The following is a 19467-nucleotide window of genomic DNA, read 5'->3' on the forward strand; positions in this document are numbered from 1 at the left end:
CGACTGCCCACTATATCGCGGGCGGATGCGGGTCCCCGGGCCATCCGGAGACGGCCACCTCGGACTGATCGGCCTATTTGGCCTTGTCGTAGCTGTCCACCGTCGCCACCGTGATGGGGAACTCGACCGGGGCGTCGCCGAAGATCAGGCGGCCGGCCTCGGCGGCGGAGTGGCGGAGGGCTTCGGCGACGGCCTCGGCGTGCTCTCGGGGGGTGTGGACGACCACCTCGTCGTGGAGGAAGAAGGCGAGGTGGGGGCGGCGTTCGAGGGGCGCTGCCTCGGCCGTCGCGGTCGGCGCGCCCAGCTCCCAGAGGCGGGTGCGGAGCGAGGCGAGCCAGCACAGCGCCCACTCGGCCGCGGTGCCCTGCACCACGAAGTTGCGGGTGAACCGGCCCCAGGATCGCGCGGCCGAGCGCGCGCGGCTGCGCTGCGCATCCGTGGCCCCGTCGGCGCGCGCGGCGTCCTGCACGTCGAGCCAGTCGTCGCCCGGGCGCGGAGACGTGCGGCCGAGTCGCGTGCTCACGCGGTTGCCCGCCTCGCCCGCGCGGGCGGCGGCCTCGACGAAGGCGATCGCGGCCGGGTAGGCGCGGGCCAGGCGCGGGAGCATGCGCCCGCTCTCGCCGGAGGTGCCGCCGTACATGGCCCCGAGCATCCCGAGCTTGGCGTGGGCGCGGGTGTCGACGGCGCCGGAGGCGACGATGCCGTCGTAGAGGTCGAGGCCGCGGCCCGCGGCGGCCATCGCCCGATCACCGGCGAGGGCGGCGAGCACGCGCGGTTCGAGCTGGGCGGCGTCGGCGACGACGAAGGTCCAGCCCGGGTCGGCCCGCACGGCGCCGCGCACCTGCTTCGGAAGCTGCAGGGCACCGCCGCCCTCGGAGGCCCAGCGGCCCGTGACGACCCCGCCCGGGATGTAGTGCGGGTGGAATCGGCCGTCGCGCACCCAGGTGTCGAGCCAGTTCCAGCCGTTGGCCGAGAGAAGGCGGCTGAGCTTCTTGTACTCCAGGAGCGGGGGGATGGCGGGGTGGTCGAGCGATTTGAGCTCCCAGGAGCGGGTGCTGCGGGCGTCGATGCCGGCGCGGCGCAGCGCCTTCAGCAGCTCGACCGGGGAGTCGGGATTGGCGGTGGGGTCGCCGAGCTCGGCCCGGATGCGGTCGAGGAGTTCGGCCATTCGGGCGGGGCGGGTGGGGGTGGCGGTGGTGGCGGCGGTGCCTGCGGCGGGGGTTCCTGCTGCGGCGCGAGGTGCGGCGGGAGGGGATGCGGTGCCGGGTGCGGTGGTGGGGTGGGATGCGGCGGGTGCAGCGGCGGCCTGGGAACCGGGGCGGGGGCCGAGCAGGTCGGTGAGGATGCGGTCGTGCTCGGCGGCGCTCCACGGGAGGCCGACGTGCTGCATCTCGGCCGCGGCGAGGCTTCCGGCCGACTCGGCGGCGACGAGGAGGGCGATGCGGCTCGGGTCGGTGGCTCCGGCGATGGCGGCGCGCTGTCGCCGGAACTCTTCGGCCTCGGTGATCCTCGGCCGGCCGGATGACGGGCCGGCCGCGGTGTGCGACACGGGGGCGGCCTCGACGAGGTCGTCGTCGAACAGCGCGGTGTCGTGGGTGCGGCGGTGGGTGACCACGTCGAGGATGCCGTCGGGGGCTACCGCGCCCCCTGGATAGCCCGGGTTGCCGGATCCGCCTGAGCCGCCGGGTCCGCCGGCACCGCCCGGGTTGCCCGGTGTGCCGGGGTTGCCGAGGGCGGGCATCGAGTCCCACTCGGATGCGGGGGCGGTCGCGAGTTCGGACGCGGCGGTCAGCTCGGAGGCGCGAAGGATCGTGTGCGCGAGCCGGAGGTCGACGCAGCGCTCGATCCGCACGCTGGCGGCGAGCAGCCCGGGGTACCAGCGCGCCGAGTCGCTCCACACCCAGCGCGGACGCTCAACGCGTTCGAGCCGGGCGACGGCATCCGGCAGCTCGTCGAGGCTGCAGGTCAGCGGGCCGTCGATGTTGCTCGCGGTCGCGCCCCGTTCATCCACTCGCTGGAGGGTCACCCCGTGCGGGGTCGCCGAGACGACGATGAACGGACTCACGAGCGCGAGGTGCGGGGGCGGGGCACGTCAGCTCTCGACGAGACGGCGGCCTTCGAAGGCGCGGCCGAGGGTGACCTCGTCGGCGTACTCGAGGTCGCCGCCGACCGGCAGGCCGGAGGCGAGGCGGGTGACGCGGATCTCGAGCGTGGTCAGCAGGCGCGAGAGGTAGGTCGCGGTGGCCTCGCCCTCGAGGTTCGGGTCGGTGGCGATGATGACCTCGGTGACCGTGCCGTCGGCCAGGCGCTGCATCAGCTCGCGGATGCGCAGGTTGTCGGGCCCGATGCCGTCGATCGGGCTGATCGCGCCGCCGAGCACGTGGTAGAGACCGCGGAACTCGCGGGTGCGCTCGATCGCGACGACGTCTTTGGCTTCCTCGACCACGCAGATCGAGATCTGGGAGCGGCGGGGGTCGCGGCAGATGCCGCAGGTCTCCTGCTCGGAGACGTTGCCGCAGATCTGGCAGAAGTGCACCTTGTCGCGCACGTCGGTCAGGATCTCGGCCAGGCGTGACACGTCGAACGACTCGGTCTGAACGATGTGGAACGCGATGCGCTGGGCCGACTTCGGCCCGATTCCGGGCAGGCGGCCGAGCTCGTCGATCAGCTCTTGGACGATTCCTTCGTACATGTCTCTCCGCTCCTGCTCCCGCTAGCCGTGGTGCGTGCTGGCCGTTGTGGCGTTCTGGCCGATGTGGCGTCTAGCCTTTGTGCCGTCTAGCCTTCGCGGCCGGGGAGCGGTTGCTCCTCGATGAAGTTCGCGCCGAGGATCTCGCGCACGACCGCCTCGCCGTACCGAAGCCGGCCGCCGACCGTGGGGGCCGGGGTGGCGGGGGTTCGGGGTGCCGACTGCGCGGCGGGCGCGCCCGCGGCCTCCGGCTGGGCCTCGAAACGGAGCGCGCCAGGCCGGGCGGCAGGGTCGCCGCCGGGCGTGCGGCCGGCGGCGGAACCTGCGGCCGACGGGCGGCCCGCGGCCGAGCCGGCCCGAGGACCGTCGCCGGTCTGCGCACCATCGCCGGCGGTCTCGGGAGCCCGCGTGGGGTCGGCAGCGATCGTGGAGTCGTTTCGACTCGAGCCGGCCGACGGGATGGACTCGGCGCGGTCGGCGGGCAGCTCGGGCTCGTCGCTCGGCATCGGCTCGTCGGCCAGCGGCACGTCGTCGTCATCGCCCGAGGAGGTGGGGATCGCGACGACGTCCCACGACGTCGTCGGTGCGGCGGCCTTGGCTCCCGCAGACCCGGACGACTTGGTGGGCGCAGCGTTCCGCCGCTCCTGCCTCACCGGAGGAGCCTGAACCTGAGCCGCGGACGACCCCGAACTCTTCGCCTCCGTTCCGCCCTGCGATGCGTGTCCACCCTGTGCGGGCGTGCTTTCGACGACGGCGGGGGTCTCTGGCTCGGTCGCCAGGCCGGGGACGGCCCAGCCGGACGCATCCACCGGCGGGCGCCGCGGCGCAGCCGGTGCCGGCTCGGGCGCAGCAGTGGCCGGGGCAGCGGGAGCACTCGCTCCAGCCGTTGCCGCAGCGGGCGCGTTCGCACCTGCAGCCGGCCCAGCCGGCGCACTCGTACCTGCGGCCGGGGCAGCGGGAGCACTCGCATCAGCGGCCGGCGCAGCGGACGCGTTCGCACCCGAGGTCGGCGCTACGGTGTCGGGCGCGCTGGCCGCGGGACGCGCATCCGGAGCGTCGGAATCGTGGGGGCGGAGGGTCGTGTCGACGCGGGCGATGTACTTCACCCGGAGGCCCAGCACATCGAGGATCGCCTGACGCAGGAACTCGCTCACGCCCTGCCCGGGAGCCGACCGCTCCTTGAAGCTGGCCACGTCGTTCTCGCTGGGGAACGCCAGGGTCAGCACGTCTCCGTCGAGCGACCGCACCTGTGCGGTGAACACGACGAGCCACGCCGTCATCTTCGCCTTCTGCACGGCCTCGAGGATCTCGGGCCACGCATCCTTCAACTGCTGCAGCGTGACCTCGCCGGCAGCCTCGGCCGCGGCGGCAGGAGGCGTTGCCACGGGCACTGCGGATGCGGGCACAGCCACGACGTCGGGCGTCGCGATCCCCGCTCCGCCGCTGCTGTCGGCCCCGCTGGTCGCCGACTCGGCCGGGCCCGAGTCGACCTTCTCCGGCGAACCACTCGTCGCCTCAGCCTGAGAGCCTGTCACCGAGCCCGCGGCCGCGCCCGGCGCAGCGGAACCGACAGACCGGTCCGTCGCGCCAGCGCCACCAGTCGCGATCGCACCAGCACCAGCACCAGCACCAGCAAGCGCCCCGCTGGTCGCACCCGCAGCCGGCGCGGTCTGCCGGGGCGGCGCATCCTGAGTCGCAGCGGAGTGGTGAGCCGCGAACGAGGCGACCCCCGCATCCGGTGAGTCGACGCCGATGCGCCGCTCGAGGCGCTCGACGCGGGCGAGCGCACCGCGCTGCGTGTCGTCCGACGCGGGCACGAGGGCCCGCGCCACCATCAGCTCGAGGTGCAGCCGGGGCGAGGTCGCCCCCGTCATCTCGGAGAGCGCCGAGTTCACGATGTCGGCCACCCGCGACAGCTCGGCGTGACCGAACAGCGCGGCCTGGCGGCGCATGACCTCGATCTCGTCGGCGGGCACTCCGCGCAGCACCGAGGAGGCCTGCTCGCGGGTTGCCGCGACGACGATGATGTCGCGAAGTCGTTCGAGGAGGTCTTCGACGAAGCGCCTCGGATCCTGCCCCGTCTGGATGACGCGGTCGACGGCGTCGAACACCGCGGCTCCGTCGTGGGCGCCGAGCGCGTCGATGGCCTCGGAGAGGAGGGCGCCGTGCGTGTAGCCGAGCAGCGCGACGGCGCGCTCGTACTCGACGCGGTTGTTCTCAGAACCCGCGATCAGCTGGTCGAGCAGCGACAGCGTGTCACGCGCCGACCCGCCGCCCGCGCGCACGACGAGCGGGAGCACACCGGGCGCGACCTCGACGCCCTCGGTCTCGCAGAGGTGCTGCACGTACTCGAGCAGCTGCGCCGGCGGGATCAGACGGAAGGGGTAGTGGTGGGTGCGCGACCGGATCGTGCCGATCACCTTGTCGGGCTCCGTCGTCGCGAAGATGAACTTGATGTGCTCCGGCGGCTCTTCGACGATCTTGAGCAGCGCGTTGAAGCCCTGCGGCGTGACCATGTGGGCCTCGTCGAGGATGAAGATCTTGAAGCGGTCGCGCGCCGGAGCGAAGACCGCGCGCTCGCGCAGGTCACGGGCGTCGTCGACGCCGTTGTGGCTCGCCGCGTCGATCTCGACCACGTCGAGCGACCCGGGGCCGTCGCGACCCAGCTCGACACAGCTCGGGCAGACGCCGCACGGGGTGTCGGTCGGACCCTCCGCGCAGTTGAGGCACCGGGCCAGGATGCGCGCCGACGTCGTCTTGCCACACCCTCGAGGACCGCTGAACAGATAGGCGTGATTCACGCGGTTCGTGCGCAGTGCCGTCATCAACGGATCGGTCACCTGCGACTGCCCGATCATCTCGGCGAACGTCTCAGGCCGATAGCGGCGATACAGGGCGGTGACCACGGATCAAGACTACCCGCGCCCACCGACACCGGGGCCGGTGTCCCTAGACGAGCGTCCGGGCGTAGCAGACCGAGATGTCGGAGCCGGCATACGGTCCGAAATTGGGGATGAGCTCATAACCCTCCCGCTCGTAGAACCGCATGGCGTCCGGTTGCTCGGTTCCTGTCTCCAGCAGCAGCCGCTCGACCCCGATCGCGCGCGCCTCCTCCTCGATCGCGCGCAGCACCGCGATCGAGACTCCCTGACCTCGGGCGTCGGGCACGACGTACATCCGCTTGATCTCGGCGCCGCCGCCGGCCAGCGGGCGCAGCCCACCGCATCCGACCGCCTCGCCCTCGGCCGTGCGCGCCACCAGGAACACCGGCACCGACGCCGCCGTCGGCTTCTCGCCCGGCTCGTGGTCGCCGGTGCCGTAGCGGACGTCGAGCTCGGCCTGCTGCGCGGCACGAAGAGCGGATGCATCGGGCGAGTCGAACGACTCCCTCGCGACGACGACGGGCAGAACGGATCGGGTCACGGCGCGACTCTCCTCAGGGACTCTTTCGGGAACAGTTGTTACGATATCAAATTCCGCCACCGGACGACGACAGCAGAGGATCCGCCCATGCCCCGCACCCGCGACCTGCCCGAGCAGCAGCGCCTCCTCTCCGAGGCGACCTGGTCGGTACTCACCGAGCGCGGACTGCCCGGCCTGACCATCCGCGCCGTCGCCGAACGCGCCGGCTGCACGACCGGCCTGGTCATGCACGCCTTCCCCACGAAGGAGGCGCTCCTCCTCCACGCCCGCGACCTGCTCCACTCCCGCACGGGTCGACGAGCGGATGCCGCCGAAGAATCGGCGCCCGACCCCGAGGCGGCCCTCGAGGCCGTGCTGCTGAACGCGATGTCGCTCGACGCTGCCAGCGCCGACGAGGCCCGGGTCTGGGTGAGCTTCCTGGCGGCGTCGCTCGTGGATCCCGCCCTCGCCGAGCGCCACACCACCGGCAACCGCAGCTTCGTCGCCCGGATCACCCGCCTGCTCACCGCCGCCCGCCCCGGGTGGCCGGAGGGCCGCGCCCGCGACGAGGCCCTCGCACTCATCGCGCTGGCCGAGGGCATGAACTCCCTCAGCGCGGCCGACCCCGAGACGTACTCCCCCGAGGCCCAGCGCCGCGCCATGACGGATGCCCTCCGTCGCGCCCTCGACGCCGTCCCCGCACCCGAGGCCGTCACGACGGTGGCCGGCGCGGCGGAGTCCGCCGCCGCGGTGGCCGGTACGACGGAGGGTGCGGCTTCGGGCGGATCGAGGATCCGTCGTTACCTGCCCGGGGACGAGGACTCCGTCGTCGCCCTCTGGGCCGAGGTCGGCCTCACCCGACCGTGGAACGACCCCCGGAAGGACATCGCCCGTAAGCTCACCGTGCAGCCCGAGCTCTTCCTCGTCATCGAAGCGGCCGCCGAAGCCGATGAGCTCGTCGAAGAGCCCGCCAAGGACGCGAACCGCGTGATCGCCACCGTCATGGCCGGCTTCGATGGCCACCGCGGTTGGGTCAACTACCTCGCCGTCGACCCCGCCCACCGCGGAGCCGGCCACGCCCGCACCCTGATGTCCGCCGTCGAGGACGAACTCACCCGGCGCGGCTGCCCCAAGATCAACCTGCAGATCCGCGAGGGCAACGAAGGCGTCATGGCGTTCTACCGAGCCCTCGGCTACGAGCGCGACGCCGCCGTCAGCTTCGGCAAGCGCCTCATTCCCGACGCCTGAGCTACTCCCCGTTCACCGCTGCGAGCGACTGCCGCGCGATCTCCAGCTCCTCGTTCGTCGGCACCACGAGCACCTTCACCCGCGACGACTCGGGCGAGATCACCCGTGCGCCCGACCCGGGAGCCTCGTTGAGTTCCGGCGACACCGCGACCCCCATCTCCGACAACCCGGCCACCGAGCCCGCCCGCACGAGCGGGTTGTTCTCCCCCACTCCCGCGGTGAACACGACGGCGTCGAGGTGCCCGAGCTGAGCCCAGTACTCGCCGATGTACCCGCGGATCCGGTGCAGGTACACCTCCAGCGCCAGCTGCGCCGCCTCGTCACCGGATGCCGCCGCCGTCTGCACATCCCGCATGTCGCCGTGCCCCGAGAGCCCGAGCAGCCCGCTCCGCCGGTTCAGCAGCTCGTCGAGCTCGCCGAACGACATGTCGGTCTTGCGGTGCAGGTGGAACAGAACGGCCGGGTCGAGATCGCCCGACCGCGTGCCCATCACGAGCCCCTCGAGCGGGGTCATGCCCATCGAGGTCTCGACCGAGCGACCGCCGTCGACCGCGCACATCGAGGCGCCGTTGCCGAGGTGCAGGATGATCATCTTCAGCGACGACAGCGGCTTGCCCAAGAACTCTGCAGTCGCTCCCGCCACGTACTTGTGCGAGGTTCCGTGGAACCCGTACCGCCGCACCCGCTGCTTCTCGGCCAGCGCCTTGTCGATCGCGTAGGCGTAGGCCGCGGGCGCCAGCGTCTGGTGGAACGCCGTGTCGAACACCGCCACCTGCGGCACCGACGGGAAGGCCTTCTCGGCCGCGTCGATCCCGGCGAGGTTCGCGGGGTTGTGCAGCGGCGCGAGCTCGCTCAGATCCTCGATGTTGATCTTCACCAGCGGCGTCACGATCGTCGCCTCGTGGAACCGCTTGCCGCCGTGCACGACCCGGTGCCCCACCGCGACCAGCGGATGCTCGTCGAACGACGGCCCGTGCTCCGCGAACGCGTCGAGCATCGCCCCGAATCCCGCGGTGTGGTCGGCGATCGGCCGCGTGCTCTCCCAGGTTCCGGATGGCGTGGTGTGGCGGGTGTGCCCCGACTCCTCGCCGATCCGCTCGACGAGACCGGAGGCGAGCACCTCCTCGCCCTCCATCTCGATCACCTGGTACTTGAACGACGACGAGCCGCTGTTGACGACGAGGATGGCGCTCACGCGGACAGCCCCTCCGCCTGGATGGCCGTGATGGCGATGGTGTTCACGATGTCGGGCACGAGCGCTCCTCGGGACAGGTCGTTGATCGGCTTCCGCAGCCCCTGCAGCACGGGCCCGATGGCCACGGCTCCGGCGCTGCGCTGCACGGCCTTGTAGGTGTTGTTACCGGTGTTCAGGTCGGGGAAGATGAACACCGTCGCGCGGCCGGCCACCTTCGAACCGGGCATCTTGGCCGCGGCGACCACCGCATCCGTCGCCGCGTCGTACTGGATCGGCCCCTCGACCGGCAGGTCGGGGCGGGCCGCCCGCACGAGGGCGGTGGCCTCGCGCACCTTCTCGACGTCGGCGCCCGAACCGGAGGACCCGGTCGAGTACGACAGCATCGCGACCCGCGGGTCGATTCCGAACTGCACTGCCGTCTCGGAGGACGAGACCGCGATGTCGGCGAGCTGGTCGCTCGTGGGGTCGGGCACGACGGCGCAGTCGCCGTAGACCAGCACCCGGTCGGCGAGCGCCATCAGGAACACGCTCGACACGACCGAGACCTCGGGGCGCGTTTTGATGATCTCGAACGCGGGCCGGATGGTGTGGGCTGTCGTGTGGGCCGCACCCGACACCATCCCGTCGGCCAGTCCCAGCTGCACCATCATCGTGCCGAAGTACGAGACGTCGGCGACGGTGTCGAAGGCCATGTCGTAGGTGATGCCCTTGTGGGCGCGGAGCTTCTGGTACTCCTCGGCGAAGCGTGCGCGCAGCACGGCGTCGAAGGGGCTGACGACCGCGGCGCCGTCGATGTCGAGGCCGAGCTCGGCGGCCCGGCCGCGCACCTCCTCCTCCTCGCCGAGGATCGTGAGCCGGGCGACCTGGCGCTTGAGCACCGTGCTCGCGGCCCGGAGGATGCGGTCGTCGCCGCCCTCGGGCAGCACGATGTGCCGGCCCGCCAGCCGCGCGCGATCCAGCAGGCCGTACTCGAACATCAGCGGCGTGACGACATCGGCCTTCGAGACGTCGAGCAGCTCGAGCAACTGCTTTCCGTCGACGTACTGCTCGAACAGGCCGAGCGCGTTGTCGTACTTCACCTGCGAGTCGGCGGCGAGCCGGCCGCGGGTCGAGGTGATGCGCACGGCGGTCTCGTAGGTGCCGAGCTCAGTCGAGATGATCGGGATCTTCGGGTCGAGGCCCTCGATCAGCCGCATCACCGGCTCGGGCACCTCGAACCCGCCGTTCAGCACGATGCCGGCCAGCGACGGGAAGGTTCCCGAGGCGTTGGCCATCAGCACGGCCAGCAGCAGTTCGGCCCGGTCGCCGGGCACGACGACGACGGCGCCCTCGGTGAGCCGGGGCAGCACGTTGCGCATCGACATCGCGGCGACGACGACGCCGAGCGCCTCGCGGGCGAGCAGGCGCGGGTCGCCGAGCACGAGGGTTCCGTCGATCGACTCGACGATGCCGCCCACGCTCGGGGCGACCAGCACGCGGTCCTCCGGGATGGCCCAGACCGGGATGCGGCGGGGCTGTACGGGGATGGCGCCGGTCGCGGTGTCGGCGGACGAGCCGCCCGAGCCGGACCCAGCGCCCGATGCGGCGGCGGATGCGGCCAGGCTGTCCGCGGCGTCGCGCGAGGCCAGCCCGATCGCGTCGCGGATCTTCTCCAGGTGCCCCGGATCCGACCGGTTCGAGATGATGCCGACCAGCGTCGCGTGCGCGTTCCGCAACTCGACCAGGGCGAGCTCGGTGATCTGGCGCATCTCGTCGGCCGAGCGCGCCTCGGTGTGGCCGAGCAGTTCATCCGAGCCCTGCCCGCGACGGCCGCCGAGCACGAGCAGCACGGGGGCGCCGAGGTTCGCGGCGATGCGGGCGTTGAAGCCGAGCTCGGTGGGGCTGCCGACGTCGGTGTAGTCCGAGCCGAGGATGACGACGGCGTCGCACTCGCGCTCGACCGCCTTGTACCGCTCGACGATCCGCGAGAGCGCGCGCTCCGGATCCTCGTGCACGTCGTCGTAGGTCACGCCGATCGCCTGCTCGTACGCGAGGTCGCTGCCGTCGTGGTCGAGCAGCAGTTCGAGCACGTAGTCGCGCGAGCTGACCGAGCGCGCCACCGGGCGGAAGACGCCCACCCGCCGCACCGAGCGGCGGAGCATCTCGAGCACCCCGAGGGCGATCGTGGATTTGCCGGAATGGCCCTCAGCGCTCGTGATGTAGATGCTCTTCACGCCGGTGGGCTGCGCGGGAGCGGGGGCAGGGATGTTGTCGACTGGTGTCACGGAATCCTCTTCGGTCGTCCGCTTCCAATCCTAGGCCGGGGCCTCTGGGAAACGCCCTGCCGTCAGCCGCAGTACTCCTTGAGGTCGACGCTGTCGCGGCTGACCTCGATGATGTTGACGGTGGCGGCGTCGACGCTGGTGAAGTGGATGAAGCTCGACCCCTCCTGCACCAGATAGCCCGGGCGTCCTTGTGAGTCGGTATAGGACTGCGCGTCGGGGTAGGCGGCGAGCAGCTGATCGAACGTCGATCCCGCGGAGATGCCGCTCGCGGTGTGCGGGCGGCCCGAGATGTCGACGGTCTGGGAGGGCCCCGTGATCGCGACCGCCACGACGGGCGATTCCGAGCCGTCCCCCACGGCGACCACGCCGGAGTTGAAGAACATCGCGACCCCGGGCCGGCAGCTCTCCCCAGGCGGCACCACCTCGTCGACCACCTCGGCGAGGGGCCGGTCGAGCTGCACGGGGCCGATGCCCCCGGCGGAGATGATCCAGGTCGCCATGTCGGCGGGGTCGTAGGCGTCGGCCGACGGGGTCGGCGGCTCGGTCGGGGTGGGTGTCACCGGGGGTGCCGGCGTGGGGGCGGCCGTCGGCGTGCGGGTCGGGGTGGGGGTCACGGTGACCGTGGGGGTGGGGCTCGGCGCCGCAGCCGGCCCCGTGCATCCGGATGCCGTCAGCGCGAGGGCCGCGGCCAGAACCGCCGTGACGATGCGGTGTCGTGCTCTCATCGATGCTCCCCCTGATCGGTGAAGCTCACGGTACACGTGTCGAGCAGAATCGACCGCGGGTTAAAAGAGTCGACCGCGGGTTAAAAGAGAAGGACTCCCCGCGCACCCGCCAGAGCCCGGTTACCCTTGCTACGTTTCCGTCCTGGGGGAGTTGGCCTGGATGGCGCCACACGGGGAGCCGTCGACCAGTGTAGCAAGTCCCGCCGAGCACTCGCGCCTTGAGGATGCCCCGCCCGAGGCGTTGACTGGGGAGATGAAGATCGCCATCGCGGGTGGGCACGGGCAGATCGCCCTGCTCACCACCAAGCTGCTCAGTGCATCCGGCCACGAGGTCTGGGGCATCACCCGCAATCCCGACCACGGGGCCGACATCGAGGAGGCCGGAGGTCAGCCGCTCGTGCTCGACCTCGAGAAATCCGACTCCGAGCAGCTCGCCTCCGAGCTGTCGTCACGCTCGATCGAGGCCGTGGTGTTCGCCGCCGGCTCCGGCCCGGGCAGCACGGCCGAGCGCAAGCTCACGGTCGACCGCGACGGCGCCGTGCTGCTCGCCGACGCGGCCTGGCGAGCGGGGGCCTCGCGCTACGTGCTCATCTCGTCGATGGGTGCCGACTCGTTCGACCCCGACAGCGACGACGTCTTCCAGGTCTACCTGCGCGCGAAGAGCGAAGCGGATGCGGCGGTGCGCGCCTCGGAGCTCGACTGGACGATCGTGCGCCCCGGCGGCCTGACCGACGATGCGGCGACCGGCTCGGTCACGCTCGCCGAGGAGACCGGGCGCGGCAGCATCCCGCGCGCCGACGTCGCCTGGATCGTGACCCAGCTGCTCACCACGGGCGATGCCGTGCACCGGCAGTTCGAGGCAATCTCGGGGCCGACGCCGATCGCCGAGGCGCTCCGCGCGCTCTGAGCGGGCCCAGCGCGGGCCCGAATCGTGATCGGGCGCGATGACCAGGTAGGATGCTTCTTGGTCATCGCCCGTTCGCGGGAATGATGCTCCAGGAGAATTCGCCTAGTGGCCTATGGCGCACGCTTGGAAAGCGTGTTGGGTGCAAGCCCTCGGGGGTTCGAATCCCCCATTCTCCGCCAGTCGTTTCACGGTCCGCGACGGACCGAATGAAAAACGGGGCCCTCGAGTGCATAGTGCACGCGAGGGCCCCGTTTCTCATTCCGTTCGGGAGCGAGTAGCGCCGTCCGCGGTGGGTCAGCCCTCGGAGCGGGCGCGGCGGGTGCGCAGCACCAGCAGCAGCACGCCACCGGCGAGCAGCACGAGCACCCCGGCCGCGAGCCCGAGCTGAGGCGCGAAGCCGGTGGCTGCGAGGCTGCCCGTTCCGGTCGTCGACGTCGCCGAACCGGCCGGCGCGGTCGTCGACCCCGGGGTCGGCTGACCAGCGGTCGGCGCGGGCGTCGGCGTGGCCGTCGGCGTCGGCGTCGGCCCGGCACCCGGTGCCGCCGCGATCGAGAACGCGACCGTCACCGGCTCCGAGCTGCGGGCGCCGAGCGCCTGCGCCGCCGAGTATGAGTACGACCCCGCCGCGGTCAGCGTCGAGGGGAACGAGTACGACCAGGTGCCGTCCGCACCCACGATCGTCGCGACCTCCAGGGCGGTGAGGTGCGCGTTCGACTCGGTGCGGGCCGACTCGGCGGCCAGCGCCACGGCACCGCCCTCGATCTGCACCGACGCCCCGGGGAGCCCGGTGCCGGAGAGCGTCGTGACCTTCGAGCCCGCCGGCAGCGAGCCCGACGGGGCATCCGTCACCGAGAACCCGGTGAGGTCGGCGCGCGAGGTGAGCCACTCGGCCGGGCCGGTCGGGTGGTCGATGATGCGGGTCTCGCCGACGCAGCCGTTCCAGCCGTTGCGGGCGGCGTCATCCACCCAGTCCGAGCCGATGATCCAGGGCATGTCGGGGTTGGCCGCGAGCCCGGCGGCATCGATCGCGTTGCGGAGCACGGGAGCCCCGTCGACGTACATCGTGATGGTGCCGGCGATCGCGTCTCCGACCACGGCCACGTGCGCCCAGGAGTCGACCATGATCTCGCCCGACCAGTTGGTCTTGTCGCCCTTGGTGGGGTCGCCGGGAACGGCGGTCCACTGGAACTCGCGCAGGTTCGAGATGCCGAGCGCCGTAGGCGATGCGGTCCAGTCCCACTGGGTCTTCGCGAAGCCGTCGATCTTCGAGCGGTTGCCGGTGTGCACGAGGAACTTCGACCAGCCGTTCACGGACGAGTCCCATTCAGGAGCCATCTTCACGAAGGTCTCGATGGTGTACCCCTTCGAGAAGTCGGCGTTGTTGACGGGCGCATCCGCATCCGTCGTCAGGTAGCTGTAGCGCGAGCCGCTCGAGTCGGCGAAGCAGACGCCGGCCTGGTCGGCCGAGTAGCCGTGCACGTCGTCCGACTCCACGGTGACGTCGGCGATCTCGGTGCCCACCGAGTTCGTCTTCGCCGGGTCGGCGCGGTGCAGGTCGTTGGCACCCGGGGCCGCGCCCGAGACGGAGGTCGCGACATCCGGGATCGTGACGTCGGTGCCCACCACCCCGTCGAGGCCGTTGAACTGCCAGTGTGCGAGCGTGCCGTCGACCTCGGGGTAGTCGGCGGGTGAACCCGGGAACTGCGTCGTGATCGGGTCGGGGCCCTCGAAGCCGTCGAGCAGGATGTCGCGGGCCTTCTGCGAGAGCGACGCCGAGTCGGCCGGCCCGGCGGCGAAGGTGGGGTTGAAGCCCTTGAAGCGCTCGGAGAAGTCGATCGGCAGGGTGAACTGCTGCTGCGACCCCTCGAGGAAGGGCTGGTCGTAGCTGGTGAGCGTGTCCTGCGGCTTCCAGGTGACCCACGGCGACGCGGTCTGCACGTTGATCACGTCGTGCGTGAGGTCGAACTCGTACAGCCCGAGGTAGCCGTCGCCGCCCTCGTAGGCCATCTGGTAGTCGATGACGACCTCGGTGACCGCGTGCCCGAAGTCGTTGGTCTTCTGCAGACGCGACGACCCGTGGAAGTGCCCGTTCAGGGTGAGGAAGATCTGGTCGTGGCCCTTGATCAGCTTGTCCCAGAGGCGCAGTCCGTAGTCGGTCTCGCGCGGCGACTCGCCATCGGGGTCGATGTCGATCACCTGGTGGGTGGTGAGGATGACGGGCACGGTGGGATGCGCGGCCATCACGTCGCTCGCCCACTTCAGAGTGGCGTCCGAGGCCCGCCAGGAGAGCGCGAGCACCATGTACTGCTGCCCGTCGGCCTCGAAGATGTGGAACTGGTTGAACCCGGTGGGGTCGCTGCCCTGGAAGGTGCTGACGTTCGCCGCGCGCTTCGGGCCGAACCACTGCAGGAACGGCTCGTTGGGCAGGTTGTACTGGTCGTCGTAGAGGTTGTCGTTGCTGTCGCGCACGTCGTGGTTGCCGGCCAGGATCGAGTAGGGCAGCTTCGCCTCGTCGAGGTTCTTCATCGCGTTGTCGGCGGCGACCCACTCGTTGTTGACGCCGACCCGGTCGACGATGTCGCCCAGGTGCGTGACGAAGGGGATCTGCAGGTCGTCGGCGTTGGCCGCCAGCCACTCGGTCTGCACCGAGAACGGGTCGTCGCCGTAGCGCGGCATGAACTGGTCGGCCGAGTACCGCGAGTAGAACTGCGTGTCGGGCAGCACCACCAGGGTGAAGCGCGAGGCGTCGCCCTGGTCGGCGGCGACCTCGGTGGTCGGCGCCGCGGGTGCGGCGAGGGGAACGGATGCGGGAACCGCCGGCGCAGCGGAGGCCGGGGCCGCGGCGACGAGCGCCCCGGCCGCCAGGCACCCCGCCAGCGCTGCGGCTGGGATGGTGGAGAGAAGTCTTTTCACGCACCCCACGCTCGGCGAGAGCGCCGACCGGCTTCTGGACGCTGGTTGAACTGACCCCTATCCGAGGGTGAACGATCCCGGCGGGAGGTTAACGGATAGGTGTCTACCGCTCGCCGGCCTCGATCGCCTCGACCGCGCGGGGGTCGGCACCGTCGAGGAACTCCGTCAGGCGCTCGACCTCGCCCGTCTCGCCGATGCTCTCGGCCGCGCGACGCAGCATGTAGAGCGAGAGCAGCACGCCCCGGTTCGGCTCGTGCGACCACGGCACCGGACCCTGGCCCTTCCAGCCCGCACGGCGCAGGGCGTCGAGCCCGCGGTGGTAGCCGACGCGCGCGAAGGCGTACGACTGCACGGGCTCGCCGCGGTACCAGGCGCGGTCGGCCAGGGTGGCCCAGGCCAGCGACGAGGTCGGGAACGACTTCACGGTCTGCTCCAGCACCTCGTCGACGTCGTAGCCGATGGCGCGCGACAGCGAGTCGGCGACGCCGGGCTCTTCGGGCAGGAGGGTCTCGGGCAGGCCGAGGAGGTTCGCGTTGCTCATGCTCCGATCTTAAACGGGAAACGCCCCCGCCGATCGGCGGGGGCGTTCTCGAATTCGAGCTGGAAATGCTTGCGCCTGAGCGTCAGGCCAGCACCTTCTGAATCGAGCCCAATGAAATAAGCACCTTCATATCGACTCCCTTCGTTGTTCCGTGCACCCATTCTGAACCCGTCCGTCGCCGGACGCCAGTGGCTGTCGAGAATTCGAGCGAAGATCCAGCGCGCTCAGGGCGAACACCGAGCAGCGAGTACCGAGCCCGAGCACGCCCGCAGCTCACCGCCCGTTGTCGTCCCCGGTGTCCGCCGCCACAGCCCGCCCGTTCTCGCCGAACGGCAAGCCCGCGCTCCCCTGCACGTCCGGCGCGTCCTCCCCGTGCTCCCGCGTGTAGGCGCGGTGCGCGGCCCGCTCGTCGTCCATCCGCTGCGACAATCCCGCGTACGCGGTGCTGAGCCGCGGCACCCGCCGGATCACGTCCATCACCAGCCGGAACCGGTCGAGGTCGTTCAGCATCAGCATGTCGAACGGGGTCGTCGTCGTGCCCATCTCCTTGAACCCGCGCACGTGGATGTTGCTGTGGTTGCTGCGCCGGTAGGTGAGACGGTGGATGAGCGAGGGGTAGCCGTGGAACGCGAACACGACGGGCTTGTCGTCCGTGAACACGGCGTCGAACGCGTCGCTGTCGAGGCCGTGCGGATGCTCGGTGCTGTCCTGCAGGCGCATCAGGTCGACGACGTTGACGAACCGCACCGCGAGATCCGGGATCTCGGTGCGGAGGATCTGCACCGCCGCCATGGCCTCGACGGTCGGGATGTCGCCGGCCGCCGCCACGACGACCTCGGGCTCCTCGCCCTCCCGCTCGGTGCCGGCCCACTCCCAGACGCTCAGCCCGCGGGCGCCGTGCGTCCGGGCCTCCTCGAGCGAGAGGAGCGTGGCGGTCGGCTGCTTGCCCGCGACGATCACGTTCACGTGGTCGCGCGTCGCCAGGCAGTGCTCGGCCGTGACCAGGAGGGTGTTCGCGTCCGGCGGCAGGTACACCCGCACGACGCTCGCCTTCTTGTTGACGACGTGGTCGAGGAAGCCCGGATCCTGGTGCGAGAACCCGTTGTGGTCCTGCCGCCAGACGTGCGACGACAGGAGGTAGGTGAACGACGAGATCGGCCGCCGCCAGTCGACCTCCGCGGCCGACTCGAGCCACTTCGCGAACTGGTTGAACATCGAGTCGACGATGTGGATGAAGGCCTCGTACGAGGTGAAGAGCCCGTGCCGGCCGGTCAGCAGGTAGCCCTCGAGCAGCCCCTGTGCGAGGTTCTCGCTGAGGATCTCGATCACCCGGCCGTTGTGCGAGAGGTGCTCGTCGGTCTCCAGCACCTCGGCCTGCCATTCTTTGGCCGTCACCTCGTAGACGTCGTCGAGCCGGTTGGAGGCCACCTCGTCCGGCCCGAAGATGCGGAAGCTGTCCGGGTTCACCCGGATCAGGTCACGGAGCCAGCGGCCGAGGATGCGGGTCGGCTCGACCACGGTCCCCCGCCCGCCCGAGATGTCCACGGCCTGCGGCTCGAGCGGCGGCATCGTGAGGGCGCGGCGGAGCAGGCCGCCGTTGCCGTTCGGGTTGTCGCTCATCCGCAGTTCGCCCTCGGGGCGGTCGCCGTCGAGCAGCGCCACCGGCCGGCCCTGCTGGTCGAAGAGCTCCTCGGGGCGGTAGCCCGTCATCCACTCCTCGAGCTGGGCGAGGTGCTCGGGGTTGTCGCGCACCGACGACAGCGGCACCTGGTGCGCGCGCCAGGTGTTCTCGACCGGCAGGCCGTCGACGAACTTGGGCCCCGTCCAGCCCTTCGGGGTCTTCAGGATGATCATCGGCCAGGCCGGGCGCTCGGTGCGGCCCTCGGTACGCGCCGCGTCCTGGATGGCGGTGATCTCGTCGAAGGCCTCGGCGAGCGCCGTCGCGAACCGCTCGTGCACGAGCGCCGGGTCTTCGTCGTCGAAGCCGCCGGAGACGATCCGGGGGCGGTAGCCGTAGCCGACGAACAGGGCTTCGAGCTCGTGCTCCGGGATGCGGGCGAGCACGGTCGGGTTGGCGATCTTGTAGCCGTTGAGGTTGAGGATCGGCAGCACCGCCCCGTCCGTCGCCGGGCTGATGAACTTGTTCAGGTGCCAGCTCGTGGCGAGGGTCGCCGTCTCGGCCTCGCCGTCGCCGACGACGCAGGCGGTGATCAGGGACGGGTTGTCGAGCACGGCCCCGTAGGCGTGCACGAGCGAGTAGCCGAGCTCGCCGCCCTCGTTGATCGAGCCGGGGGTCTCGGGGGCCGCGTGCGAGGGGATGCCGCCGGGGAAGGAGAACTGGCGGAAGAGCTTGCGCATGCCCTCGCCGTTCCGGGTGATGGGCGGGAAGAGCTCGGAGTAGGTGCCGTCGAGCCAGGCGTTCGCCACCACCCCGGGGCCGCCGTGCCCGGGTCCGGCGATGTAGAGCACGTTCGAGGAGCGCTCGACGATGACCTTGTTGAGGTGCGCCCAGATGAAGTTGAGCGCGGGCGTCGTTCCCCAGTGGCCGAGCAGCCGGGGCTTGATGTCGGAGGAACGAAGGGGCCGCTTCAGGAGCGGGTTGTCGAGCAGGTAGATCTGCCCGACCGAGAGATAGTTCGCCGCCCGCCACCAGGCGTCGACGACGGGCAGTGGGACCGTTCCGGGGGAGGTCATGGCATCAGCCTAGGCGGGAGTAGCGTGAAAAACACGGGTTCGATCCCACAGGGAGAAGGAGTTCACGGATGCCTTACGTCACCACCGACGACGGGGTGCGGTTGCACTATCTGGAGCACGGCGACCCGATGGGCGACGTGGTGGTGCTGGTCGCCGGATTCACGTCCCCGGCCACGAGCTGGAGCGCCCAGCAGGCGACGCTCGCCGAGGCCGGCTACCGGGTGCTCTCGCTCGATCGCCGGGGTCACGGCGGATCCGACGAGCCTCCGGGAGGCGGCGACTCCATGAAGCGGCACGGCGACGACCTGGCCGCGTTCCTGATCGAGCTCGCGATCCCCGACACCGTGCTCATCGGCGCCTCGATGGGCGGCGACGCGATCTGGGCCTACCTCGACGCGCACGACGAGGACAACATCCGCGGCGTCGTGATCGTCGACCAGACCCCCAGGATGCTGAACGACGACGACTGGCCCTACGGCTTCTACGGCTACGACGAGTCGAACCGCGACACCTACTTCGCCGACTCCTTCCCCGACCCCGGGCGGGTGAGCCTGCTGTCCAAGGGCCCGGTGCGGATCGCCCGGCTCGTGAAGGCGTTCGGCCGCGGCGACACCAAGCGCCTCTCCGACACCGAGAAGGCGCTCTTGAACGATTACGCGAAATCGGATTGGCGCGCGGTGATCGGCCGCAGCCGGATGCCCGTGCTCTTCGTCGCAGGTCGGGAGAGCGAGTACTGGCCGAGCGAGCACGCCGCCGCGGCTGCCGCCCTGGCGAAGAAGGGCAGGTCGGTCGTGATCGACAAGGCCGGCCACGCTGCGAACATCGAGCAGCCGGCGCTGTTCGACGAGCAGCTGCTGCAGTTCCTCGGCGAGCTGCGCGACTGAGCAAC

At 71.1% G+C, this 19467-nt stretch carries 13 protein-coding genes, 1 tRNA gene and 1 other RNA gene; 4 read left to right on the forward strand and 11 right to left on the reverse strand.

The features are described from left to right. Positions 1-73 precede the first annotated feature (73 nt). From HSO01S_RS04300 to HSO01S_RS04315, 4 genes are all read right to left on the reverse strand, one after another. A complete protein-coding gene (locus tag HSO01S_RS04300; RefSeq protein WP_066039343.1) occupies positions 74-2065 on the reverse strand; it encodes a bifunctional 3'-5' exonuclease/DNA polymerase in 1992 nt (663 codons plus the stop codon). A 27-nt stretch (positions 2066-2092) separates the two neighbouring features. After that, the gene (gene recR / locus HSO01S_RS04305; RefSeq protein WP_066039344.1) at positions 2093-2692 is read right to left on the reverse strand and encodes a recombination mediator RecR; all 600 of its coding nucleotides are present in this window, start codon (positions 2690-2692) and stop codon (positions 2093-2095) included. A gap of 86 nt (positions 2693-2778) precedes the next feature. Then, the gene (locus tag HSO01S_RS19190) at positions 2779-5595 is read right to left on the reverse strand and encodes a DNA polymerase III subunit gamma and tau (RefSeq protein WP_066039345.1); all 2817 of its coding nucleotides are present in this window, start codon (positions 5593-5595) and stop codon (positions 2779-2781) included. A gap of 43 nt (positions 5596-5638) precedes the next feature. Next, positions 5639-6112, reverse strand: coding sequence for a GNAT family N-acetyltransferase (locus tag HSO01S_RS04315; RefSeq protein WP_245635884.1), 474 nt, complete (start codon positions 6110-6112; stop codon positions 5639-5641). A gap of 87 nt (positions 6113-6199) precedes the next feature. Here HSO01S_RS04315 and HSO01S_RS19295 point away from each other — a divergent pair, with 87 nt between their 5' ends. Then, positions 6200-7339: a GNAT family acetyltransferase gene (locus HSO01S_RS19295; RefSeq protein WP_218003765.1), complete on the forward strand. Its 1140-nt coding sequence runs from the start codon at positions 6200-6202 to the stop codon at positions 7337-7339. 1 nt (position 7340) lies between these two features. Here the strand turns inward: HSO01S_RS19295 and HSO01S_RS04325 are convergent, their stop codons facing one another. The 4 genes from HSO01S_RS04325 to ffs form a co-directional block, all read right to left on the reverse strand. Beyond that, on the reverse strand, positions 7341-8534 hold the full coding sequence (locus HSO01S_RS04325; RefSeq protein WP_066039346.1) for an acetate/propionate family kinase: 1194 nt from the start codon (positions 8532-8534) through the stop codon (positions 7341-7343). Next, positions 8531-10798 carry a phosphate acetyltransferase gene (gene pta, locus HSO01S_RS04330; RefSeq protein WP_245635885.1) on the reverse strand — a complete coding sequence of 756 codons (2268 nt, stop codon included), beginning with the start codon at positions 10796-10798 and terminating at the stop codon, positions 8531-8533. Before pta ends, HSO01S_RS04325 begins: the two co-directional genes overlap by 4 nt. A 62-nt stretch (positions 10799-10860) precedes the next feature. Further along, positions 10861-11523: a hypothetical protein gene (locus HSO01S_RS19255; protein ID WP_066039347.1), complete on the reverse strand. Its 663-nt coding sequence runs from the start codon at positions 11521-11523 to the stop codon at positions 10861-10863. Positions 11524-11609: 86 nt separating this feature from the next. Further along, positions 11610-11706, reverse strand: an RNA gene (gene ffs / locus HSO01S_RS04340) — signal recognition particle sRNA small type. 70 nt (positions 11707-11776) lie between these two features. On the opposite strand from ffs, the gene HSO01S_RS04345 reads away from it, so the two are divergent. Both HSO01S_RS04345 and HSO01S_RS04350 read left to right on the forward strand, forming a co-directional pair. Continuing rightward, complete coding sequence (locus HSO01S_RS04345) at positions 11777-12430, forward strand: SDR family oxidoreductase (protein WP_066039348.1); 654 nt, start codon at positions 11777-11779, stop codon at positions 12428-12430. Positions 12431-12521: 91 nt separating this feature from the next. Continuing rightward, positions 12522-12609: transfer RNA gene (locus tag HSO01S_RS04350), tRNA-Ser, on the forward strand. A 115-nt stretch (positions 12610-12724) separates the two neighbouring features. Here HSO01S_RS04350 and HSO01S_RS04355 read toward each other — a convergent pair. The 3 genes from HSO01S_RS04355 to HSO01S_RS04365 all read right to left on the reverse strand — a co-directional run bounded on the left by HSO01S_RS04355 (position 12725) and on the right by HSO01S_RS04365 (position 18578). Beyond that, a complete protein-coding gene (locus HSO01S_RS04355; RefSeq protein ID WP_066039349.1) occupies positions 12725-15343 on the reverse strand; it encodes a LamG-like jellyroll fold domain-containing protein in 2619 nt (872 codons plus the stop codon). A gap of 103 nt (positions 15344-15446) precedes the next feature. Continuing rightward, positions 15447-15884 (reverse strand): DUF3151 domain-containing protein, encoded by a 438-nt coding sequence (locus tag HSO01S_RS04360; RefSeq protein ID WP_066039350.1) that lies wholly within the window; start codon positions 15882-15884, stop codon positions 15447-15449. A 273-nt stretch (positions 15885-16157) separates the two neighbouring features. Continuing rightward, entirely contained in the window at positions 16158-18578 is a 2421-nt protein-coding gene (locus HSO01S_RS04365) for a phosphoketolase family protein (protein WP_066039351.1), read from the reverse strand. Between the two features lie 68 nt (positions 18579-18646). Here HSO01S_RS04365 and HSO01S_RS04370 point away from each other — a divergent pair, with 68 nt between their 5' ends. Beyond that, complete coding sequence (locus tag HSO01S_RS04370) at positions 18647-19462, forward strand: alpha/beta fold hydrolase (RefSeq protein WP_066039352.1); 816 nt, start codon at positions 18647-18649, stop codon at positions 19460-19462. Positions 19463-19467: the final 5 nt, after the last annotated feature.

This window comes from Herbiconiux solani NBRC 106740, from assembly GCF_001571005.1.
Lineage (GTDB): Bacteria > Actinomycetota > Actinomycetes > Actinomycetales > Microbacteriaceae > Herbiconiux > Herbiconiux solani.

Bases quoted from the DNA above. Each gene is read 5' to 3' on its own strand.
- HSO01S_RS04365 (WP_066039351.1), bottom strand. From the start codon at position 18,578: ATGACCTCCCCCGGAACGGTCCCACTGCCCGTCGTCGACGCCTGGTGG.
- recR (WP_066039344.1), bottom strand. From the start codon at position 2,692: ATGTACGAAGGAATCGTCCAAGAGCTGATCGACGAGCTCGGCCGCCTG.
- HSO01S_RS04370 (WP_066039352.1), top strand. From the start codon at position 18,647: ATGCCTTACGTCACCACCGACGACGGGGTGCGGTTGCACTATCTGGAG.
- HSO01S_RS19255 (WP_066039347.1), bottom strand. From the start codon at position 11,523: ATGAGAGCACGACACCGCATCGTCACGGCGGTTCTGGCCGCGGCCCTC.
- HSO01S_RS19295 (WP_218003765.1), top strand. From the start codon at position 6,200: ATGCCCCGCACCCGCGACCTGCCCGAGCAGCAGCGCCTCCTCTCCGAG.
- HSO01S_RS04360 (WP_066039350.1), bottom strand. From the start codon at position 15,884: ATGAGCAACGCGAACCTCCTCGGCCTGCCCGAGACCCTCCTGCCCGAA.
- HSO01S_RS04345 (WP_066039348.1), top strand. From the start codon at position 11,777: ATGAAGATCGCCATCGCGGGTGGGCACGGGCAGATCGCCCTGCTCACC.